Source organism: Ideonella dechloratans (genome assembly GCF_021049305.1).
GTDB classification, from domain to species: Bacteria; Pseudomonadota; Gammaproteobacteria; order Burkholderiales; family Burkholderiaceae_C; genus Ideonella; species Ideonella dechloratans.
The window spans coordinates 490,890-509,034 of record NZ_CP088082.1; the positions used below are offsets into that span (position 1 = coordinate 490,890).

Here is an 18,145-nt window from a genome sequence, read left to right on the forward strand (position 1 = left end):
GCTGCAAGCGGCCGCTCAGCCCAACCACCACACGACCGCGGCCACCACGCAGGCCCAGAAGAACACCGCCAGCCAGATCGGAATGTCGATCTCTCTGTCCTGCCGCTCGAATTCAAAGAGGCCGGAAAGGATGTCACCAACGAGCGAACCGACGTGCGATCCGCGCACAAGGCCATAGGCGGCTAGTGCGGCTGCCGCGCTGAGCACCCAGTGGACAGGATGGGCCACGCCGTGCCCTGGGCCCAAGGTCTGTGAGTAAACGCCCCACAGCCAGACCAGCGCTGCGCCGATGAGCGCGCCAAAGAGGGCGCCGATGCACGCCGAGGTGGCGCGCTCGCCGAAGGAAATGCCGCCTTGTTTCCGCATGCCGGAGGGCTCAGGGCTGAAGCCCGACCAACGGGCGGGAGAGGGTCATCTTCACCGCGGCTGGGAACCCGACCGGCTGAGCGTGGCGACCAGCACGCCAACCTCGACGCCGACGGTCTGATGAATTTCAGTTGCCATGACGTGGCTGACCTGCCGGTTCTCTCGACGCGCTCAACCCACCCAGCCGCGCTGGGCCGCCATGCGTGCCAGGACGACCTGCACAACACCCATCAGCGCGATGAACAGCGGGAACGGCGCCGTGGCCGCCGCGCCCTTGTGGGCCAGCAGGTCCGTGCCCGCGAACACGTAGCCGAACTGAATCACCACGCCGACCAGCGACAGTACGTACAGCGGCACGGCGAACCGGGACCGCATCAACAGTGCGACCGCGCCTGCCAGGGCGGCCAGCGTGGCCAGCGCATAGTCCCAGGCAAACCAGACGGGCAACGCGCGGAAGTAGGCCAAGTCCCACTCGCCCTGCTTGGCGGCCATCTCTTCGCCGACGAAGACGTGGGCTGCGAACGATGCGACCCCGGCCAGCGCCCACAGCAACAGGATCACGGCGGCGGCGATGAACCAGGTGGGGCGTGCGGATGGGGTGTTGTTCATCGCCGGGAGTGTGCATCCAACTGTGCGCGTAGTGCTGAGCAGGCCAGGGGGTGGCGTGGTTTGGGGCGCCCTATGTGGTTACGAAGCCAAGTTCGGAAATTACCGCATCGGCCTTTGGTGAATTCAGGTTCCGCCCCAGTCCCGACATTCGTTGAGCCCGATTGGGGCTAGCTACCGGACGGCAGCACGACCATTCGACCCCGAGGTCACGCCGAAGATATGTATATCTTTGCACACAGGAATGTGTGCTCTATGGGGTTGTGTTTGTCAAATTTTTTCCAGCTCCGCAAATCTCACCTCTGGAAGAGAGTCTTTACTTGCCAAGTTGATAATTTCAAGCAATCCGGTTTCATCTCGGAAATGCATCAGAAGCGTTCTGGCTAGAACGACGCACGCGGAGCGAATGGTTGATGCATTCACCATCACCTCGGCGCGAGGCGGAATTTTTTCGTAGGCTACGGACTCAAATACCGACGGAAGCCTGTCCTTCAAGGCAAGCAGTTGATAGTCGGACAACCTGTTTGATATCGCGAGTTTATTGGCTAACAAGATCAACTGGTGCAGGGCTGTCGGCATCTCAGATTCAATGATTGCCAATACGGACGAAATTAATCTATCCAGAGCCGGCACGCTTCCTGGCTTCGTCGATTCGGCCCACCTTTCGATCGCGATTGCCGCGTAGGTTGAACTTACATGGTCGCGGCCATGAATCGCATTTCGCAAGATATCAGAAGTTGCGGTGACCACCTCCATACCAAGGTGCACGAAGGCAGGGAATCCGGGTAATACTGATGCGGCGCCATCGACCTCAGAGTACAGCTTTCGCAAAGCATCGAATCTGGCTCGGCTTCTTTGGGGCTTTCGTAATGCGGGAACAACCGAATTGGAAAGCGCCCTGCCAATTGCCATCGTAAGTTCTCGGTCCTGATGTCCACCAAAGAATCGATCTTGTTTCGCGCTAGGGCGCCAAGCCGTCATCGCATGAAAGATCTTGAGTGCTTGGGCAGGCGTCGGCAGCAGTCGATGCCGCTTCGATAATGCGGCGCCGTTGATGCCATCGCACCAATCAATCGCGCGCTGCATTTCCGGCGAGGGAAAACTGCGAAACTCTCGCTGTGTGTTCCCAAGGACTTCAGGATCCATGTCGAAGAGATCTCGTCGTACCAACTCTTCAACGCGGGACGGGTCTTGACTGGGCAGATCTAGGAAGGTGTGGGGCAGCAAGCCCGTATCCGGCACACTCGAAAAGTCGGGGGTAGCGCCCCACAGAGCTATCGCCAAATTCGCACTTTCAGCTTGGGTCAAGAACCCCGGCTTCGCACAGATCCTCAGAAGTCGAAGCAAGGGGTCCAAACGCAATCGTCCGACAGAAGTTCCGCTCCGCCGGATGAGTTCAGCGATGCGAGCGTCCAATGACGGGTAGGTGCTTCGCTCATCTAGTTGATTGATCATCATCAGCGGGTTAGCCCAGTCGTGGTGGCGCTCGCCGGCCAGCTCGCAGGTCAATGGAAACTCCAGGGCCTCAGGAAGAAGCCTCGCGCGCTGATCTGGGGGGATGCTATTCAGCGAATTAACGGCAAGGTGCGTAAAGCTCTCAGAGGTCCAAGGATGCTGCAAACCAGGTTTTTGTGCAGATGCGGCAGTAAATATAAAAATCTCCGTAGCTGCTTCGGGAGGCATGCGAACAACGAGTCTGCTGAGTACCTCATATAGAACCCTGAGCATTGAAATGGATTTGTGTCGTTGATCAGCAGTGCCTTGCTGCTGGGCTGTCTGCCAATACTCAATCGCAGCACGCACCCGTTGAGCAAGGAAAACCACCACATCAAGTTTTGCCTTTGCGACGCCGACTCGCGTAAAATAGTCTTTTACAGAATCAGAACTCTCCGTGCTTGCCGCGCGAATCGCCCAGGCGCCGTCAATCAGCTCGTCTCCGGTGCCGCCGGTAAGGACAACTCTCTTAATGTCGTCGGATAAGAGATTGACGTCCGGTGTGCTGCCTAGTCTCAAAGGAATGCCGACGACGCGCGTTAGCCCATCGATAAGGAGCAGCTCCTCGGATTTCCCCTCTATATAGCCGCTACTTTGTACCTGACGGTAGTGTCCTTGAGCGAAGAGCGGCTCTATGGCTACTTGCTGGTCGATATGCTTCTCGAATCGCTCTTGCAGCTTCTCGCGAATATGGTCTATATAATCCCATGGGTCGCATTTCCAGTGCCTGTAGTTCTGCTCGACAAATGAAGGTAGCTCTTCCTTGCTCTCGGCGAACTTCAGCGCTTGGACGAAGCGCAAAAGCCAATGTGCCCAGACCAGTCGAGATAAAATTGGAATAGAACGTCGATCGCTTCGATGAGACCTTAGCAGCTCGCCATAGGCACGAGCCACCAGTTCTGACATCTCATCAGCGCGTCCAAGCTCCGAAAGAAGCGCGGCTTTGCGCAACTTCCAGACTGGATCTTCGCCTGTGACCTTTTCAACAAGCTCAGATAGGCCTGCATAGTCGAGTTTGTCTCTACATACGAGGGCCTGGTGATAGGCTACCTCCGCAGCAGAATCTGGTAGGTATTCACCGAACGACGAGATCGTCATGATCAGCTTTTGAGTAATCTGATCTTTCGCCTGCCGTTCGTCTTCAGTATGGGCAGAAAGCCAACGACAGTGGTTCAGCAGTGCGAGCGCTATCTCAAGCTGTTGCCGCACAGAGATGGAAGTGGGAATAGCTGGATCAGCAATCGATTCAAGCATTTCAGCGAACCATAACTCCATTGGCTCGAACGCTATGGTCTTTCGCCAGCAAAGCTCATAAAGGATTCTTGACCGGTCTTCGGGCTTCAGCGCGTCAAGCATTGCCTTCGTTGGCCAAGGGTTTGTCACTTGGTTCGCAAGCTTCCAACGAATCGAAGGCGGGCAGACCAGCCAGCCCGGGTAGGACTCACGCGTGGCTTTTAACTGAGCGAGTTGTGCCACTAGTCTTGCTGCGCCTCTATCCGGAGTGTGTTGAAGCCGAATTTCCTCGATGCTTGTGGTTGCCTCTTCTGAAGTCGGCGTCGGGCGCCAGTCCCGCGGATTGATATGGGACTTGAGTTCGTCGTGCAGAGCAGTCAAGAACAATCTAGTGGCGATTTCATGCTTGAGATCTACATCCGGAACGTCAGTGACAAGCGGACCTAAATCAATTGGCGCGACGTTCATAGATTCGAGTTGGGTTCGGCGTGCAGCAGGAAGATCTAGTGCTCCGACGAGATAGATCTTTCGCGCATGATCCGCAAGATGATCTCTGACCCAGCCCGCCCACGCTAGGAAGTTCGGATCGTCGCCCGAGAACCCCAGGAGACACAACTCGTTTTCGATGAAAACCTGCCTAGTCAGGTTCACAAACGGTGCGAACGTGATAGGGTATCTCCGATAGTCCTCCTGAGCGGCGATAAATTTATCGGTAACGCCAATCGTTCCATGGAGTTTGACGATTCGTGGCGAGGGCGCCCACGCCAGGTCAGTGCACTTCGTGACGGTCGTGTAGTAAGGGCTGTTGAGTTCCGCTGCTGCTCTTTCTAGAAGCGTGTCCCAATTCGTCGTCAATACGTCAGTCCAAGGGAGGCTCAGTAGCGACTGATAGAGAGGCCCGTTTTTCCAAGCGTCGTCCTCAATCTCGAACCGGATTTGGTCGTTCAGGACTGACTGACCGAAGTACGCCCGGAACTCCTCCGCAACGCGTAGTGGGTCTACGAAGCTTACGTCTCGTCCCGGATAGAGCTTCTCAACAAGTCGCTTCGTGAATTGGTTCCACAACGGCATTCGCTTGCTTCCACCAACGTGCACAGCCGCCGAACGGCTGAATCCTGCGCCCACCATGATTGCGGCACCGTGATGGCTTGCGTCTAGGCGATGCAGGGCAGAAGCAAGCTTCTTGAGTTGCGGATAGTCCGGCAACTGGCTCGGTGAGATGAGTTGTTTGGTAGTCATATGTCCCAATGATCATCAAGAATGAACCTGCCGCGCGGATTAGGTGAAGGAGGCTCACGGCGTCGCATGGTTGCGAAATCGGACGATTCCACACATTTTGGGGCTTACAGAGTTTGCCACTAGCGGGGATGACCGAAAACTCTTTCTGTTCAGGTGGTCCTGCATGGTTCCTGATCGACGGGCGGTGGTAGTCCACTGAAAGGCAGCTGTTGTTGACCGAACAGTCATTCCCCAGTGGCCGAGCCCCATCACCCCTCCTCCCCCACCTCCCAATAAGGCGGATCCCCAAACGCCGTGCGCAGCCAATCCACCAGCGCGCGCAGCTTGGCGGACACCTTGCGCCCTTCGGGGTGGGCCACGTACAGATATTCCGGCGCCGCCTGCAGGCCGATGTCCACCACCTTCAGCGTGCCGGCGCGGATGTCCTGGCCCACGATGAAGCTGGGCAGCATGGCCAACCCCAGGCCGGCCAGGGCGGCGTCGCGCATCATGTCGCCGTTGTTCACGCGCAGGGCCGCGGGTGGGCGCACGAAGTCGGTGGGCTCCTCGCCTTCACCTTCAAAGCGCCAGTCGGCAATGCCGCGGTTCAGGTAATAGATGGCGCGGTGGCCGGTCAGGTCGGCCGGGCTCTGGGGCTCGCCGTGGCGGGCCAGGTAGTCGGGCGACGCCACCAGCCTGCGCCGGCCGCGCGCCAGCGTCCAGGCCACCAGGCGGGAGTCTTCGATGCGGCCGTGGCGGATGACGGCGTCGAAGCCTTCGGCCATGGCGTCCACCCGGCGGTCGTCCAGTTCCAGCGTCAGCGCAATGGCGGGGTGGCGGGCCAGAAAGGGGTAGAGCGCCGGCCCCAGGTGCGTTCGCCCGAAGGTGACGGGGGCGGACAGCCGCATGGGCCCGGCCAGCTCGCCGCGGCGCTCGGCCATGTCGGCCACGGCCTCGTCCACGTCCTGCACCAGGCGCCGCGCCCGCACCAGAAAGGCGGCGCCGTCCTCGGTCAGGCTCAGGCGCCGGGTGGTGCGGTGGAAGAGGCGGGCGCCCAGGTCTTCTTCCAGCGCGGCCAGCCGGCTGCTGACGACCGATTTGGACCAGCCCCCGCGCCGCGCGGCGGCGCTGATGGAGCCCACCTCCGCCACGGCGACGAAGCTGGCAATGTCCTCGAGCTTGAGCATGGCGGGCCCTTCCGGCGGGCGCTGGGGTGGCCCGGTGGCTGGCAGTTTACGGACGGCGCTCGGTCGGATTGTTCTGCTTTTGCGGAAAGTTGATCCGCGGCTGGCTGGCTTCTCTCGCGGTTGCTGCAGGAACAGACTGCGTCATCGCCATTGAAGGCGCAACCCAACGGTCTGCAACTGTCAGACGAAGGAGAACAGCATGAGCGGAAGACTGAACGGCAAGGTGGCCCTGGTGACGGGCGCCAGTTCCGGCATTGGGCGGGCCACGGCGCGCCTGTTTGCGGCCGAAGGGGCCCGGGTGGTGGTGGGCGCGCGCCGCGCCGCCGAGCTGGATGAACTGGTGGCCGAGATTGCCGCTGCCGGCGGCAGCGCGGTGGCGCTGGCGGGCGATGTGCGCTCCGAGGCCTACGCCCAGGCGCTGGTGGCGCTGGCCGTGCAGCGCTACGGCCGGCTGGACGTGGCCTTCAACAACGCCGGCACGCTGGGCGAGGGCGGGCCCAGCATCGAGGTGTCCGAAGCCGGCTGGGCCGACACGCTGGCCATCAACCTCACCGGCGCCTTCCTGGGCGCCAAGCACCAGATCGCGCAGATGCTGAAGAACGGCGGCGGCTCGGTCATCTTCACCTCCACCTTCGTGGGCTACACGGTGGCCTTTCCGGGCACCACGGCCTATGCGGCCAGCAAGTCGGGCCTGATCGGCCTGACCCAGGCGCTGGCGGCCGAATATGGCCCGCAGCAGGTGCGGGTGAATGCCGTGCTGCCCGGCGCGGTGGACACCGACATGTACCGCAGCAAGAACGACAGCGCCGAGGCGCAGACCTTCATCACCGGCCTGCACGCCCTCAAGCGCGTGGCCCAGCCCGAAGAGATCGCCCGCTCGGTGCTCTACCTGGCCTCGGACGATGCGTCCTTCGTGACGGGCACGGCGTCGCTGGTGGATGGCGGGCTGTCCATCACGCGCACCTGAGGGTGTGCGCGGGTCAGCGCGCGCTGTCTTGGTCCGGCGCCACCGGCTCCAGCCAAGTCACCACCTGGCCGTCCAGCGCTTCCTGCAGGGCAATGTGGCTCATGGCGGTGGCAGGGGCCGCGCCATGCCAGTGCTTCACCCCCGGAGGAATGGTGACCACGTCGCCGGGGCGGATGTCCTGCACCGGCCCGCCCCATTGCTGCACCCGGCCGCGGCCCGCGGTGACGATGAGCGTCTGCCCCAGCGGGTGGGTGTGCCAAGCCGTTCGGGCGCCGGGCTCGAAGGTGACCAGGCCGCCGGAGGTGCGGGCTGGCGGGGCGGCCGCGAACAGCGGGTCCACGCGGACCGTGCCGGTGAACCAGTCGGCCGGGCCGGGGTAGGAAGCCTGGCTGCCCACGGGAATGACCTGAACGGTCGCGGGCTCGGCGGCCGGGGGGGCGGAAAGGGTGTCCATGAGGAACTCCTGTCAGTGAAGAGAGCGGGGGGATGGGGCGGGCGCGCGCCCGGCCTGCGCCGCCAGCAGTGACGCCAGCACCAGCACGGCTGCCGCGGCGCCGACGAGGCCCCACAGCACCAGCAGCACGGCGGTGGCGCCCGACATGGACCAGAAGCCGCCGATGGCCACGCCGATCAGCGCACGGCCGGCCATGAACACGCCGGCGCTCGGCGCCAGCGCCACCACCGTGCCGGAGACGACCATCAGCCCCGTCAGCCCGATCAACAGGGTCTTGCGGTTCCACCCCGTGGTGAGCGGCGCCACGAGCAGGCTGGTCAGCAGCGCGAAGCCGCCCAGCGACAAAGCCAGCACGGCGCCCCAGTGGGCCGGGGGAGTGTCGGGCAGGGCCGATGAAGAGGGCGACAGCGCGGTGGAAGCCATGGGGTGCCATTGTTGGCAGGAGCATTGATGCTGACTAGCTCATCAATCTTGCTTGCCCTTATCGATTGGATTCATGAGTTCGCATCAGCCCTGCTGCGTGCGTGGGTGGGGCCCGGATGAAACAATCCGGCTCTACTCATGAGGGAGGATCATCAGTGGCAAGGGACAACGACATCGGCGACCTGATGGCCTTTCTGGCGGTGGCGCGCGAGCGCAGCTTCACCCGGGCCGCTGCCAAGCTGGGCGTGTCCCAATCGGCGCTCAGCCACACGCTGCGGGCCATGGAAGCGCGCATGGGCCTGCGCCTGCTCACCCGCACCACGCGCAGCGTGGCGCCCACGGAGGCGGGCGAGCGCCTGCTGCAGACGGTGGGGCCGCGGCTGGACGAGATCGAGGCCGAGCTGCGGGCCCTGAAGGAGATGCGCGACCAGCCCGCCGGCACGGTGCGCATCACCGCCATCGACTTCGCGGTGGACCATGTCATCTGGCCGCGCCTGGCGCCGCTGCTGCTGCAGTACCCGGACATCCAGGTGGAGGTCAGCGTGGACTACCGGCTGACCGACATCGTGGCCGATGGCTTCGACATCGGCGTGCGCCATGGCGACCAGGTGGAGAAGGACATGATCGCCGTGCCGGTGGACGCGCCGATGCAGATGGCCATGGTGGCCAGCCCGGCCTACTTCACCCGCCACCCGGTGCCGCGCACCCCGCAGGACCTGACGAGCCAGCAGTGCATCACGCTGCGCCTGCCCACCAAGGGCGGGCTCTATGCGTGGGAGCTGGAAAAGGGCCGGCAGAAGCTGCAGGCCCGGGTGTCCGGCCAGGTGGTGTTCAACGGCGTGTACCAGATGGTCAACGCCGCGCTGTCGGGCCTGGGTCTGGCCTTCGTGCCCGACGATCTGGTGGCTCCGCATGTGGCCCAGGGCAACCTGGTGCGGGTGATGGAGGACTGGTGCCCGGCCTTCCCCGGCCTGCACCTGTACTACCCCAGTCGGCGCCAGTCCTCGCGCGCGCTGCAGCTGGTGGTGGAGGCGCTGCGCTACCGCCGCCCGGCCCTGGGCGAGGCGCCGGTCAAGGGCAGCACGCGCAGCAGGAAAGTCCTGACGAATTCATGAGTCGGCCTCATGGGGTCTAGAGGTCTGACCCGACTACACAGGGCCAGCCTGGCGCCTTAACGTTCCGCCTTCCTGCCGCCCGACGCTGGGTGGCCAGGGCCACATGAACGCACAGGGAAGGACGCAGACCATGGAACCTTTGGACGCACAGGTGCTGCGCCAGAGCCTGCAATGGCAGGCCCAGGGGCAGCGCGTGCTGCTGGTCACCGTGGCCCGCACCTGGGGCTCGTCGCCCCGGCCGCCGGGCTCGCTGATGGCACTGCGCGAGGACGGCCTCACGGTCGGTTCGGTCTCCGGCGGCTGCGTGGAGGACGACCTGGTGCACCGCCTGCGCCAGGGCGACATCGGCCTGGACGCTGCCACCGACCGCCCGCGCCTGGTGCGCTACGGTGTGACGACCGAGCAGGCCCACCGTTTCGGCCTGCCCTGCGGCGGCACGCTGGAGCTGATGTTGGAGCCCCTGTCGACCCACAGCCGCCTGGCCGAGACCCTGGCCGCGCTGGAACGGCGCCAGAGCCTGCAGCGCACGCTGGACCTGCGCAGCGGGGCCGTCACGCTGGCGCCCGGCGCGCATGACGCCGTGCCCCATTGGGCGGATGAACACCACTTCGTCAGCCAGCTGGGGCCGCAGGCGCGGCTGCTGCTGATCGGGGCGGGGGATCTGTCGCGCTACCTGGCCGGCATGGCGCGCGGCATGGGCTTTGACGTGACCGTGTGCGACCCGCGGCCCGAGCAGGCCGACTGGGCCGAGCCCGGCATCGGCTTCAGCCGCGAGATGCCCGACGACCTGGTGCAGCGCCTGCGGCCGGACCGCCGCACCGCGGTGGTGGCCGTCAGCCACGACCCCAAGCTGGATGACCTGGCCCTGATCGACGCGCTGCAGACCGAGGCCTTCTACGTCGGCGCCATCGGCTCGCGGCGCAACAGCGCCACCCGGCGCCAGCGCCTGCGCGAGCACTTCGACCTGAGCGACGCCCAGCTCGACCGCCTGCGCGGCCCGGCCGGCCTGCCCATCGGCAGCAAGACGCCGGCCGAGATCGCCCTGTCCATCCTGGCGGAGGTGGTGGCCACCAAGAACGGTGTGGCCCCGGCCTCTGCGCCTTCTTCTGCCCCCTCACAACCTTCCACTCAAGCGGTGACGCACCCATGACCACCCTGAAGATCAACGGCCGCCCCGTGGCGGTGGACACCCCGCCCGAAACCCCGCTGCTGTGGGTGCTGCGCGACGAGCTGGGCATGACCGGCACCAAGTTCGGCTGCGGCATGGCCTTGTGCGGCGCCTGCACCGTGCACATCGACGGCCGGCCCACGCGCGCCTGCGTGACGCCCATCGCCGCGGTGGGTGACCAGGCGGTCAGCACCATCGACGCCATGGCCGACGACCGCGTGGGCCGCGTGGTGCAGCAGGCCTGGGTGGAGCTGGGCGTGGCCCAGTGCGGCTACTGCCAGGCCGGTCAGATCATGTCGGCGGTGGCCCTGCTCAAGCAGCAGCCCAAGCCCTCGGAGCGCCAGATCGACGAGGCGATGAACGGCAACATCTGCCGCTGCGGCACCTATCCCCGCATCCGTGCGGCCATCCAGCTGGCGGCCAGCCGTCTTCAAGGAGCGAAGTGATGAACACCGCCAACCTGACACTTTCGCGCCGCGCGCTGCTGAAGGCCGCCGGCGGCGGCCTGGTGCTGTCGGTGGGGCTGGACGGCGTGGTGCACGCCGCCACCGAAGCCAAGAAGTACGGTGGCGACGCCATGCCCGGCGGCACGGTGGACGACCCGCGGGTCTTCGTCAGCATCGGGGCGGATGGCCGAGTGCAGATCATCGCCCACCGGGCCGAGATGGGCACCGGGGCGCGCACCAGCCTGCCCATGGTGGTGGCCGACGAGCTGGAAGCCGACTGGGCCCAGGTCAAGGTGGTGCAGGCCGATGCCGACGAGGCCCGCTACGGCAACCAGAACACCGACGGCTCGCGCAGCATCCGCCACTTCTACCAGCCCATGCGCCGCGTGGGCGCTGCCGCCCGGCAGATGCTGGAGGCCGCCGCTGCCGCCCAGTGGGGCGTGCCGGTGGGCGAGGTGAAGGCCGCGCGCCACGAGGTGCTGCACAGCGCCAGCGGCCGCCGCCTGGGCTATGGCGCGCTGGCCGAGGCGGCGGCCCGCCAGCCGGTGCCGGCCGGCAGCGCCCTGCGCCTGAAGACCACGGCCGAGTTCCGCTACATCGGCAAGGGCCAGGTGCGGCCGGTGGACCTGGCGGACATCGGCCAGGGCCGCGCCGTCTATGGCCAGGACATTCACCTGCCCGGCATGGTGTATGCCGTGGTGGCCCGCCCGCCGGTGGTGGGCGGCAAGGTCAAGGCGGTGGACAGCGCCGCGGCGCTGCAGGTGGCCGGGGTACAGAAGATCGTCGACATCCCGCCGTTCAAGGGCGTGCCGGCCTTCCAGCCCCTGGGCGGCGTGGCCGTGGTGGCCCGCAACACCTGGGCGGCGATGCAGGGCCGCGCGGCGCTGAAGATCGGCTGGGACGACGGCCCCAACGGCGCCTACGACTCCGCCCGCTACCGCCAGGCCCTGGAGGCCAGCGCCCGCGCGCCGGGCAAGGCGGTGCGCAGCGACGGCGACGCACTGGCCTCGCTGGCCCAGGCCGCGCCGGCGCAGAAGCTGGTGGCCGAGTACTACCTGCCGCACCTGGCCCACGCCAGCATGGAGCCGCCGGCCGCCACGGCCCTGGTGACCGAAGGGCGCTGCGAGGTCTGGACCTCCTGCCAGGCCCCGCAGGCCGCGGTGGAAGGCGTGGCCGGCGCGCTGGGCCTGAAGCCCGAGCAGGTGACGGTGCACCAGGCGCTGCTGGGCGGCGGCTTCGGCCGCAAGTCCAAGCCCGACTACGTGGTGGAGGCGGCGCTGATCGCCAAGACCATGCCCGGCACGCCGGTGAAGGTGGTGTGGACGCGCGACGACGACATCCGCCACGACTACCTGCACACCGTGTCGGTGGAGCGGCTGGAGGCGGTGCTGCGCCCCGATGGCCGGCCCGAGACCTGGCTGCACCGCTCGGTGGCGCCGTCCATCGCCTCGCTGTTCGCCCCGGGTGTGAAGACCGAGGCCGAGTTCGAGATCGGCATGACGGCCATCAACGTGCCCTATGCCATTCCGAACGTGCGCATCGAGGTGGGCGAGGCCGAGGCCATGGCCCGCATCGGCTGGTTCCGCTCGGTGTCCAACATCCCGCACGCCTTTGCGGTGCAATGCTTCCTGAGCGAACTGGCCCACCGCGCCGGCCGCGACCCGAAGGACTACGCGCTGGAGCTGATCGGCCCGCCGCGCCAGATCGCACCAGCCGCACTGGGCGACCACTGGAACTACGGCGAATCGCCCGAGCGCTACCCGGTGGACACCGGGCGCCTGCGCGGCGTGATCGAGGCGGTGACGCAGGGCGCCCGCTGGGGCCGCAAGCTGCCCAAGGGCCACGGCCTGGGCCTGGCCTTCGCGTACAGCTTCATGAGCTACACCGCCACGGTGGTGGAGGTGGCGGTGGACGCCAAGGGCGCGCTGCAGATCGTGGCGGTGGACATGGGCATCGACTGCGGCCCGCAGATCAACCCCGAGCGCATCCGTGCGCAGATGGAAGGTGCGGCGGTGATGGGCATTGGCCTGGCGCTGACCGGCGAGATCAGCTTCGAGAACGGCCACGTCAAGCAGAGCAACTTCCACGACTACGAGGTGCTGCGCCACGCCCAGTCGCCACGCACCATCCGCACCCACCTGGTCAACAACGACACGGCCCTGCCGCCCGGCGGCGTGGGCGAGCCGCCGCTGCCGCCGGTGGCGCCGGCCCTGTGCAATGCCATCTTCGCGGCCACCGGGCGGCGCATCCGGCAGCTGCCGGTGCGGGATCAGCTGACGAAGATGGCCTGAGCGCGGCCATGCAGAGCCCTGGCGCGCAGCGAGGCCCGGTCGGCATCCTGCTGTGCGCGGGCTTCGGCCGGCGCTTCGGGGGGGACAAGCTGCTGGCGCCGCTGGCCGATGGCACGCCGGTGGCGGTGGCCAGCGCCCGCACGCTGGTGGCCGCACTGGGTCCACTGGGCCGGGCGGTGGCGGTGCTGCGGCCCGGCCAGCAGGCGCTGCAGTCCGCCCTGGCGGGCACCGGCATCGCGCTGCTGAGCAGCGCGGCGGCGGTGGAAGGCATGGGCGCGGCGCTGGCGGCGGCCGTTCAGGCCCACGCCCAGGCCCCGGGCTGGGTGGTCGCCCTGGGTGACATGCCCTGCGTGGCCGAGGCCACGGTGCGCCGGGTGGCGTCGGCGCTGGCCCACGACGACGCGCTGGCGGCGCCCTTTCACCAGGGGCGCCGGGGGCATCCGGTGGGCTTTGGCCGGCACTGGGGGCCCCAGCTGGCCCACCTGGGCGGCGACGAGGGCGCCCGGGCCCTGCTGCGTCGGCAGGCCGGGCAGATCACGCGCATCGACGTGGACGACCCGGGCTGCCTGCTGGATGTGGACACGCCGCAGGATCTGGCCGACTTGACCGCGCCCGGGAGCTGACTCAGCCGCGCACTTCCATCTGGTTTTCCACCCCGCGCACGCCATCGACCTGCATGGCCAGCTGGGTGGCGCGAGCGCGCGATTGGTCATCCGGCGCCTCGCCCTTGAGCAGCACATGGCCGTTGCGGGTGTCCACGTTGACCTTCAGTACGTTGAGCTTGGGGTCCTGGGCCAGCTTGGCGTTGACCGCGGTGGTGATGGCGGCGTCATCCACCGCGTTGGCCATCTTCTTGGCGGTGCGTTCGAAGCGGTCGCCGACCTCGGCGGCGGCCTCGGCGCTGGCGTCACGCGCCTGGTTCAGTTCCTGGGAGGCGCGGGCCTGGGCGGCGTCGATCTTGGCGTCGGCCTGGGCGATGGCCGCATCGACCTTGTCGCCGGCGGTGTGCTCCTGCTCGCGTTGGGAGCAGGCGGCCAGGGTCAGGCCCCAGGCACACAGGCCGGCCAGGGCCAGGGTTCGCAGGGGGGGGCGGTTCAGGGGGCTGTGCATGTTCATCTCCTGTCGATGGGGGGTGAAAGACCGGGCTCAGCGCTTGCGCAGCAGGCCGGCCACGAAGGACGCGACCGCCATGAGCAGAAAGACCAGGAACAGGATCTTGGCGATGCCTGCCGCGCCGGCGGCGATGCCGCCGAAGCCCAGCAAGGCGGCGATCAGGGCGATCACGAGAAAGACGACGGTGTAGTGCAGCATGGTGAACTCCTCTCTGTGGGAAGAAGACGGTGTCTTCCATGGGTTCGCGGCCCCGTCCGGACCGGCGATGGGTTCACTGTAGGCAGCACGGTGGCCCCGGGCCATCGGCCCAGGAGAGGTGTCCGTGTAGGAAGGCGCGAGCCCGGCGTGTCAGTCAGCGGCCGCTGGGGCCAGCGCCAGGCTCTGGCCTTCGGGCAGGGCCAGGTGCAGGGTGCGGGTGGGGAAGGCGAAGCCGGTGCCCAGCGCCTGGGCCATGTCCATCAGGGCCAGGTTGATCTGCTGCTGGGTGTCCATGTAGGGGCCGTAGTCCGCCACTGTCATGTAGTAGACGACCTCGAAGTCCAGGCTGCTTTCGCCCAGGGCGGCGAAGTGGGCGCGGTCGAAGCGGGCGTTGTCCAGGCCGTCGATGATGGCCTTCACCTTGTCGGGCACCTGGCGCAGGGTCTCGGTGGGGGTGTCGTAGGTCAGGCCGAAGCGGAAGACGATGCGCCGCTCCTGCATGCGCTTGTAGTTGCGGATGCGGCTCTTGAGCAGGTCGTTGTTGGCCACCACCACCTCTTCGCCGGTGATGCTCTGGATGCGGGTGGTCTTCAGGCCCACGTGCTTGACGGTGCCCGAGAGGTTGTCCACGACGATGAAGTCGCCAACCAGGAAGGGCTTGTCCAGCGAGATGGAGAGCGAGGCGAACAGGTCGCCCAGGATGTTCTGCACCGCCAGGGCCACGGCCACGCCGCCGATGCCCAGCGAGGCGACCAGGGTGGTGATGTTGAAGCCGAGGTTGTCCAGCACCATCAGCGTCACCACGGTCCACAGCACCAGCTGCATGCCCCAGCGCATCATGCTGAGGTTGGTCTGCAGCTGGGCGTTGTTGTTCTCCTGGCTGCTCTTCTGGCGCCGCAGCAGCCAGGCCTGCAGGGCGGCCTGCACCCACAGGCCCACCTGCAGGATGAACACCAGCACCATGCCCTTGTCCAGCAGCCGGTCCAGCCGGTCGGGCACCTCCAGCATCCGCAGCCCGAACATCAGCGACAGGGCCAGCAGGGCGAAGCGCCGGGTGGCTCGGGCCACCTCCAGCAGGGTGTCGTCCCAGTGGTTGTCGGTCAGCGGGGCGAACTTCGCCAGGCGGTTGACCACCACACTGCGCACGCTGGTGAGCAGCAGGAAGGCCACGGCGAACACGCCCAGGGCCACGGCGAGATGTTCGATGTCATTGCGGGTGAAGAGGGTGATCCAGTCATTCATGCAGGGGGTCTCCTTGACCTCCCATGCTGCCGGTCACCTGCGCGCGTGTCTGTCGGAACAGTCCGATTTTCCGGGGCGTGCCCCGGCCCGAGGGGGCTCAGGGCCAGCGGCTGCGGAAGCTCGCCGGCACCTCGGCCACCTGGCGCGTGTCGTAATTGAAGAAGACCACGCCCGATTTGCCCAGGGCCACTTCGCGCCCGGAGAGCTTCTCGGTCATGCGCCAGACGAAGTCGCAGCCGCGCCGGCTGAAGTCGTCGGCGGCCATCTCGATGACCATGACCTCGCCGTAGAAGGATTCGCTGCGGTACTGCACCGCGTTGTCGGCCAGGATGATGCCCAGGCCCTCGATGTCGGTTTCGGAGCGGTAGCCCATCCAGCGCAGGAAGCGCTGGCGGGCCTCGCTGACCAGCACCAGCACCTGGGCGTTGTCCAGGTGGCCGGCGTGGTTGATCTGCGAGATCAGCAGCGGCAGCTCGGTGCGAAAGGGCAGGCGTTCAGGCAGCTGGATGGTGACGCGGGACATGGCGGCGTGAGCGGGAGAGGAATGGCGCCGACATCATGCCCGAGGCTTCAGCGCGTGGGTGGCCGATGCCGCCAGATGCGCATGGCAGAAGGCCTCGAAGTCCGACAGGCTGACCGGGCGGGCGAAGAGGTAGCCCTGGAAGGCGTGGCAGCCCACCCCTTCCAGAAAGGCCTTCTGCTCGGGCAGCTCCACCCCTTCGGCGATGACCTCCATGCCGAAGTTGCGCGCCAGCTGGGTGATGACCTGGGTGATGGCCGCGTCGTCCGGGTCGTCCAGCAGGTCACGCACGAAGGACTGGTCGATTTTGATCTGGTCCAGCGGCAGCTTTTTGAGGTGGCTGAGCGAGGAGTAGCCCGTGCCGAAGTCGTCCAGCGAGAAGCGGATGCCCAGGGCCCGCAGGGCCGTCATGGCGCGGATGGCGGTCTGTTCGTCGCCGATGAAGGCGCTTTCGGTCAGTTCCAGCTTCAGGCGCTGCGGGTTGCAGCCGCTGCGCTCGAGCAGCTGCCTGAGGTGCAGCACGAAGCCCGGCTGCTGGACCTGGTGGGCACTGACATTGACTGACAGGGTCATGGCCTGCAGCAGCGGGTCCCGCTGCCATTGGGCCAGCACGGCACAGGCCTGTTCCAGCACCCACTGCCCCAGCGGCAGGATCAGGCCGCTGGTCTCCGCCACCGGGATGAACTCGCCCGGCGGGATCAGGCCCCGCTCGGGGTGCTGCCAGCGCACCAGGGCCTCGGCACCGGAGGGTTGGCCATCGCGGATCTGGGGCTGGTAGTGCAGCAGCAGCTGGCCCTGCTGCAGGGCCAGCCGCAGGTCGGCCTCCAGCCGGGCCCGCTGCTGGGCCGCTTCCGCCAGGCTGGGGTCGAAGAAATGCACGGTGCCGCGACCCTGGGCCTTGCCCTGGGCCACCGCCTGCTCGGCCTGGTGCAACTGGTCGCCCGCGCTGCCGGGGCCGTCGAAGGCGCTGATGCCCACCGTGACGGAGTGCGACTGCAGCTGACCTTCCAGCTGGATGGGCTGGGCCATCGCACGGGTGATCTGGTCGGCCAGCCGGGTCACCTCCAGCAGCAGTTCGCCGCCGTGGGCACGGCCGGTGACCAGCACGCCGAACACGTCGGCGCCCAGCCGGGCGAGGGTCATGTCCGGGCCCACCCGCTGGCGCAGGCGCTCGGCCACGGTCATCAGCAGCGAGTTGCCCAGGCGGGCACCGAAGGCCGCGCCGAAGCGGTGGAACTGGTCCACGTCGATGAGCAGCAGCGCGCCATGGCGCTGGTGGTTCTGGCTGTCCTGCAGGGCCTGGCCCAGGCGGTCCAGGAACAGCCGGCGGTTGGCCAGGCCGGTGAGCCCGTCGACGAAAGCATGCTCCTGCGCGATGCGGATCTGTTCGCGGTGGCTCGATTCGGACAGCAGCCCGATCGAGAGGCTGATCAGTAGGTAGACCAGCAGGGTGATGCCGTACTGCAGGGGTTCCGGCGGCGGCATGCGGGGCTGGCCGCCCAGGTGCAGGTACAGGCCCACGCCCATCACCTCCAGCACGGCGGCCACGGTGACCCACACCGCGGCCCGCCGCCCCAGCAGCCAGGCCGTCACCACCACCATGGGTGGCAGCGCGGCCACCGCGGGGATGTAGATCGAGCGCGCGGTATAGATCACCAGCATCAGCAGGGCCGGCGGCAGGTAGCCGGTCAGCAGGGTCACCTGCCGGATCTGCCCGCGCTGCAGCAGCACCAGGGCACCCAGCGCGCAGGCCAGGAAGACCGCGTTGAAGACCAGGCGCATCGGCGGGTTGTCGCCCGCCCACAGGGCATAGCCCTGGAGCATCAGGAACAGGGCGAAGCTGCCGCCCCAGAACAGATGCAGGAATGCGCGGTGAGACCGGGTGCCTTCCAGCCCTCCGGCCGCCAGCCAGCTGCCACCTTCTTCTTGTGTGTCCTGCGAAATCACCTGTTCGTCCTGATGCCGGCTGCGGCAGAGCCTCCCAACGGCTGCCCAGGCGACCTGTCAGGCGTAACTTACTGCAAACAGGCGGTTTTGCGCCGCGTCCTGCGGCCGGTCCCCCGAATCGAGGACAGGGCTGTGGTCAGCCAGGCACACTCTCGCC

The 18,145-nt window shown here is 66.7% G+C and carries 17 protein-coding genes; 6 read left to right on the forward strand and 11 right to left on the reverse strand.

The features are described from left to right. Positions 1-15 precede the first annotated feature (15 nt). The 4 genes from LRM40_RS20220 to LRM40_RS20235 all read right to left on the reverse strand — a co-directional run bounded on the left by LRM40_RS20220 (position 16) and on the right by LRM40_RS20235 (position 6,104). On the reverse strand, positions 16-366 hold the full coding sequence (locus tag LRM40_RS20220) for a hypothetical protein (RefSeq protein WP_151123311.1): 351 nt from the start codon (positions 364-366) through the stop codon (positions 16-18). A gap of 171 nt (positions 367-537) precedes the next feature. Then, positions 538-975, reverse strand: a complete 438-nt coding sequence (locus LRM40_RS20225) for a hypothetical protein (RefSeq protein ID WP_151123312.1) — start codon at positions 973-975, stop codon at positions 538-540. 267 nt (positions 976-1,242) lie between these two features. Beyond that, the gene (locus LRM40_RS20230; protein ID WP_151123313.1) at positions 1,243-4,938 is read right to left on the reverse strand and encodes an SIR2 family NAD-dependent protein deacylase; all 3,696 of its coding nucleotides are present in this window, start codon (positions 4,936-4,938) and stop codon (positions 1,243-1,245) included. A gap of 248 nt (positions 4,939-5,186) precedes the next feature. Then, entirely contained in the window at positions 5,187-6,104 is a 918-nt protein-coding gene (locus LRM40_RS20235) for a LysR family transcriptional regulator (protein WP_151123314.1), read from the reverse strand. Positions 6,105-6,303: 199 nt separating this feature from the next. Here LRM40_RS20235 and LRM40_RS20240 point away from each other — a divergent pair, with 199 nt between their 5' ends. Beyond that, on the forward strand, positions 6,304-7,071 hold the full coding sequence (locus LRM40_RS20240; RefSeq protein ID WP_151123315.1) for an SDR family oxidoreductase: 768 nt from the start codon (positions 6,304-6,306) through the stop codon (positions 7,069-7,071). A gap of 13 nt (positions 7,072-7,084) precedes the next feature. Here LRM40_RS20240 and LRM40_RS20245 read toward each other — a convergent pair whose 3' ends face one another. Then, entirely contained in the window at positions 7,085-7,525 is a 441-nt protein-coding gene (locus tag LRM40_RS20245) for a (R)-mandelonitrile lyase (RefSeq protein WP_151123316.1), read from the reverse strand. A 12-nt stretch (positions 7,526-7,537) separates the two neighbouring features. After that, complete coding sequence (locus tag LRM40_RS20250) at positions 7,538-7,948, reverse strand: MFS transporter (RefSeq protein ID WP_151123317.1); 411 nt, start codon at positions 7,946-7,948, stop codon at positions 7,538-7,540. 155 nt (positions 7,949-8,103) lie between these two features. On the opposite strand from LRM40_RS20250, the gene LRM40_RS20255 reads away from it, so the two are divergent. The 5 genes from LRM40_RS20255 (at position 8,104) to LRM40_RS20275 (ending at position 13,591) form a co-directional block, all read left to right on the forward strand. After that, on the forward strand, positions 8,104-9,063 hold the full coding sequence (locus LRM40_RS20255; RefSeq protein WP_151123318.1) for a LysR family transcriptional regulator: 960 nt from the start codon (positions 8,104-8,106) through the stop codon (positions 9,061-9,063). Positions 9,064-9,193: 130 nt separating this feature from the next. Further along, positions 9,194-10,213, forward strand: a complete 1,020-nt coding sequence (locus LRM40_RS20260) for an XdhC family protein (protein WP_151123319.1) — start codon at positions 9,194-9,196, stop codon at positions 10,211-10,213. Then, positions 10,210-10,677: a (2Fe-2S)-binding protein gene (locus LRM40_RS20265; RefSeq protein ID WP_151123320.1), complete on the forward strand. Its 468-nt coding sequence runs from the start codon at positions 10,210-10,212 to the stop codon at positions 10,675-10,677. The genes LRM40_RS20260 and LRM40_RS20265 overlap by 4 nt, the downstream gene beginning before the upstream one ends. Continuing rightward, positions 10,677-12,968, forward strand: a complete 2,292-nt coding sequence (locus tag LRM40_RS20270) for a xanthine dehydrogenase family protein molybdopterin-binding subunit (protein WP_151123321.1) — start codon at positions 10,677-10,679, stop codon at positions 12,966-12,968. The genes LRM40_RS20265 and LRM40_RS20270 overlap by 1 nt, the downstream gene beginning before the upstream one ends. Positions 12,969-12,976: 8 nt before the next feature. Next, positions 12,977-13,591, forward strand: coding sequence for a nucleotidyltransferase family protein (locus tag LRM40_RS20275; RefSeq protein WP_151123322.1), 615 nt, complete (start codon positions 12,977-12,979; stop codon positions 13,589-13,591). Between the two features lies 1 nt (position 13,592). Here LRM40_RS20275 and LRM40_RS20280 read toward each other — a convergent pair whose 3' ends face one another. The 5 genes from LRM40_RS20280 to LRM40_RS20300 form a co-directional block, all read right to left on the reverse strand. Then, positions 13,593-14,078, reverse strand: a complete 486-nt coding sequence (locus LRM40_RS20280; protein ID WP_170288817.1) for a BON domain-containing protein — start codon at positions 14,076-14,078, stop codon at positions 13,593-13,595. A 36-nt stretch (positions 14,079-14,114) separates the two neighbouring features. Continuing rightward, positions 14,115-14,279 carry a DUF1328 domain-containing protein gene (locus LRM40_RS20285; protein ID WP_151123324.1) on the reverse strand — a complete coding sequence of 55 codons (165 nt, stop codon included), beginning with the start codon at positions 14,277-14,279 and terminating at the stop codon, positions 14,115-14,117. Positions 14,280-14,429: 150 nt separating this feature from the next. Beyond that, on the reverse strand, positions 14,430-15,521 hold the full coding sequence (locus LRM40_RS20290; protein WP_151123325.1) for a mechanosensitive ion channel family protein: 1,092 nt from the start codon (positions 15,519-15,521) through the stop codon (positions 14,430-14,432). A 97-nt stretch (positions 15,522-15,618) separates the two neighbouring features. Continuing rightward, positions 15,619-16,044, reverse strand: coding sequence for an acyl-CoA thioesterase (locus LRM40_RS20295; protein WP_151123326.1), 426 nt, complete (start codon positions 16,042-16,044; stop codon positions 15,619-15,621). A gap of 33 nt (positions 16,045-16,077) precedes the next feature. Then, the gene (locus LRM40_RS20300) at positions 16,078-17,988 is read right to left on the reverse strand and encodes a putative bifunctional diguanylate cyclase/phosphodiesterase (protein ID WP_151123327.1); all 1,911 of its coding nucleotides are present in this window, start codon (positions 17,986-17,988) and stop codon (positions 16,078-16,080) included. Between the last annotated feature and the right edge of the window lie 157 nt (positions 17,989-18,145).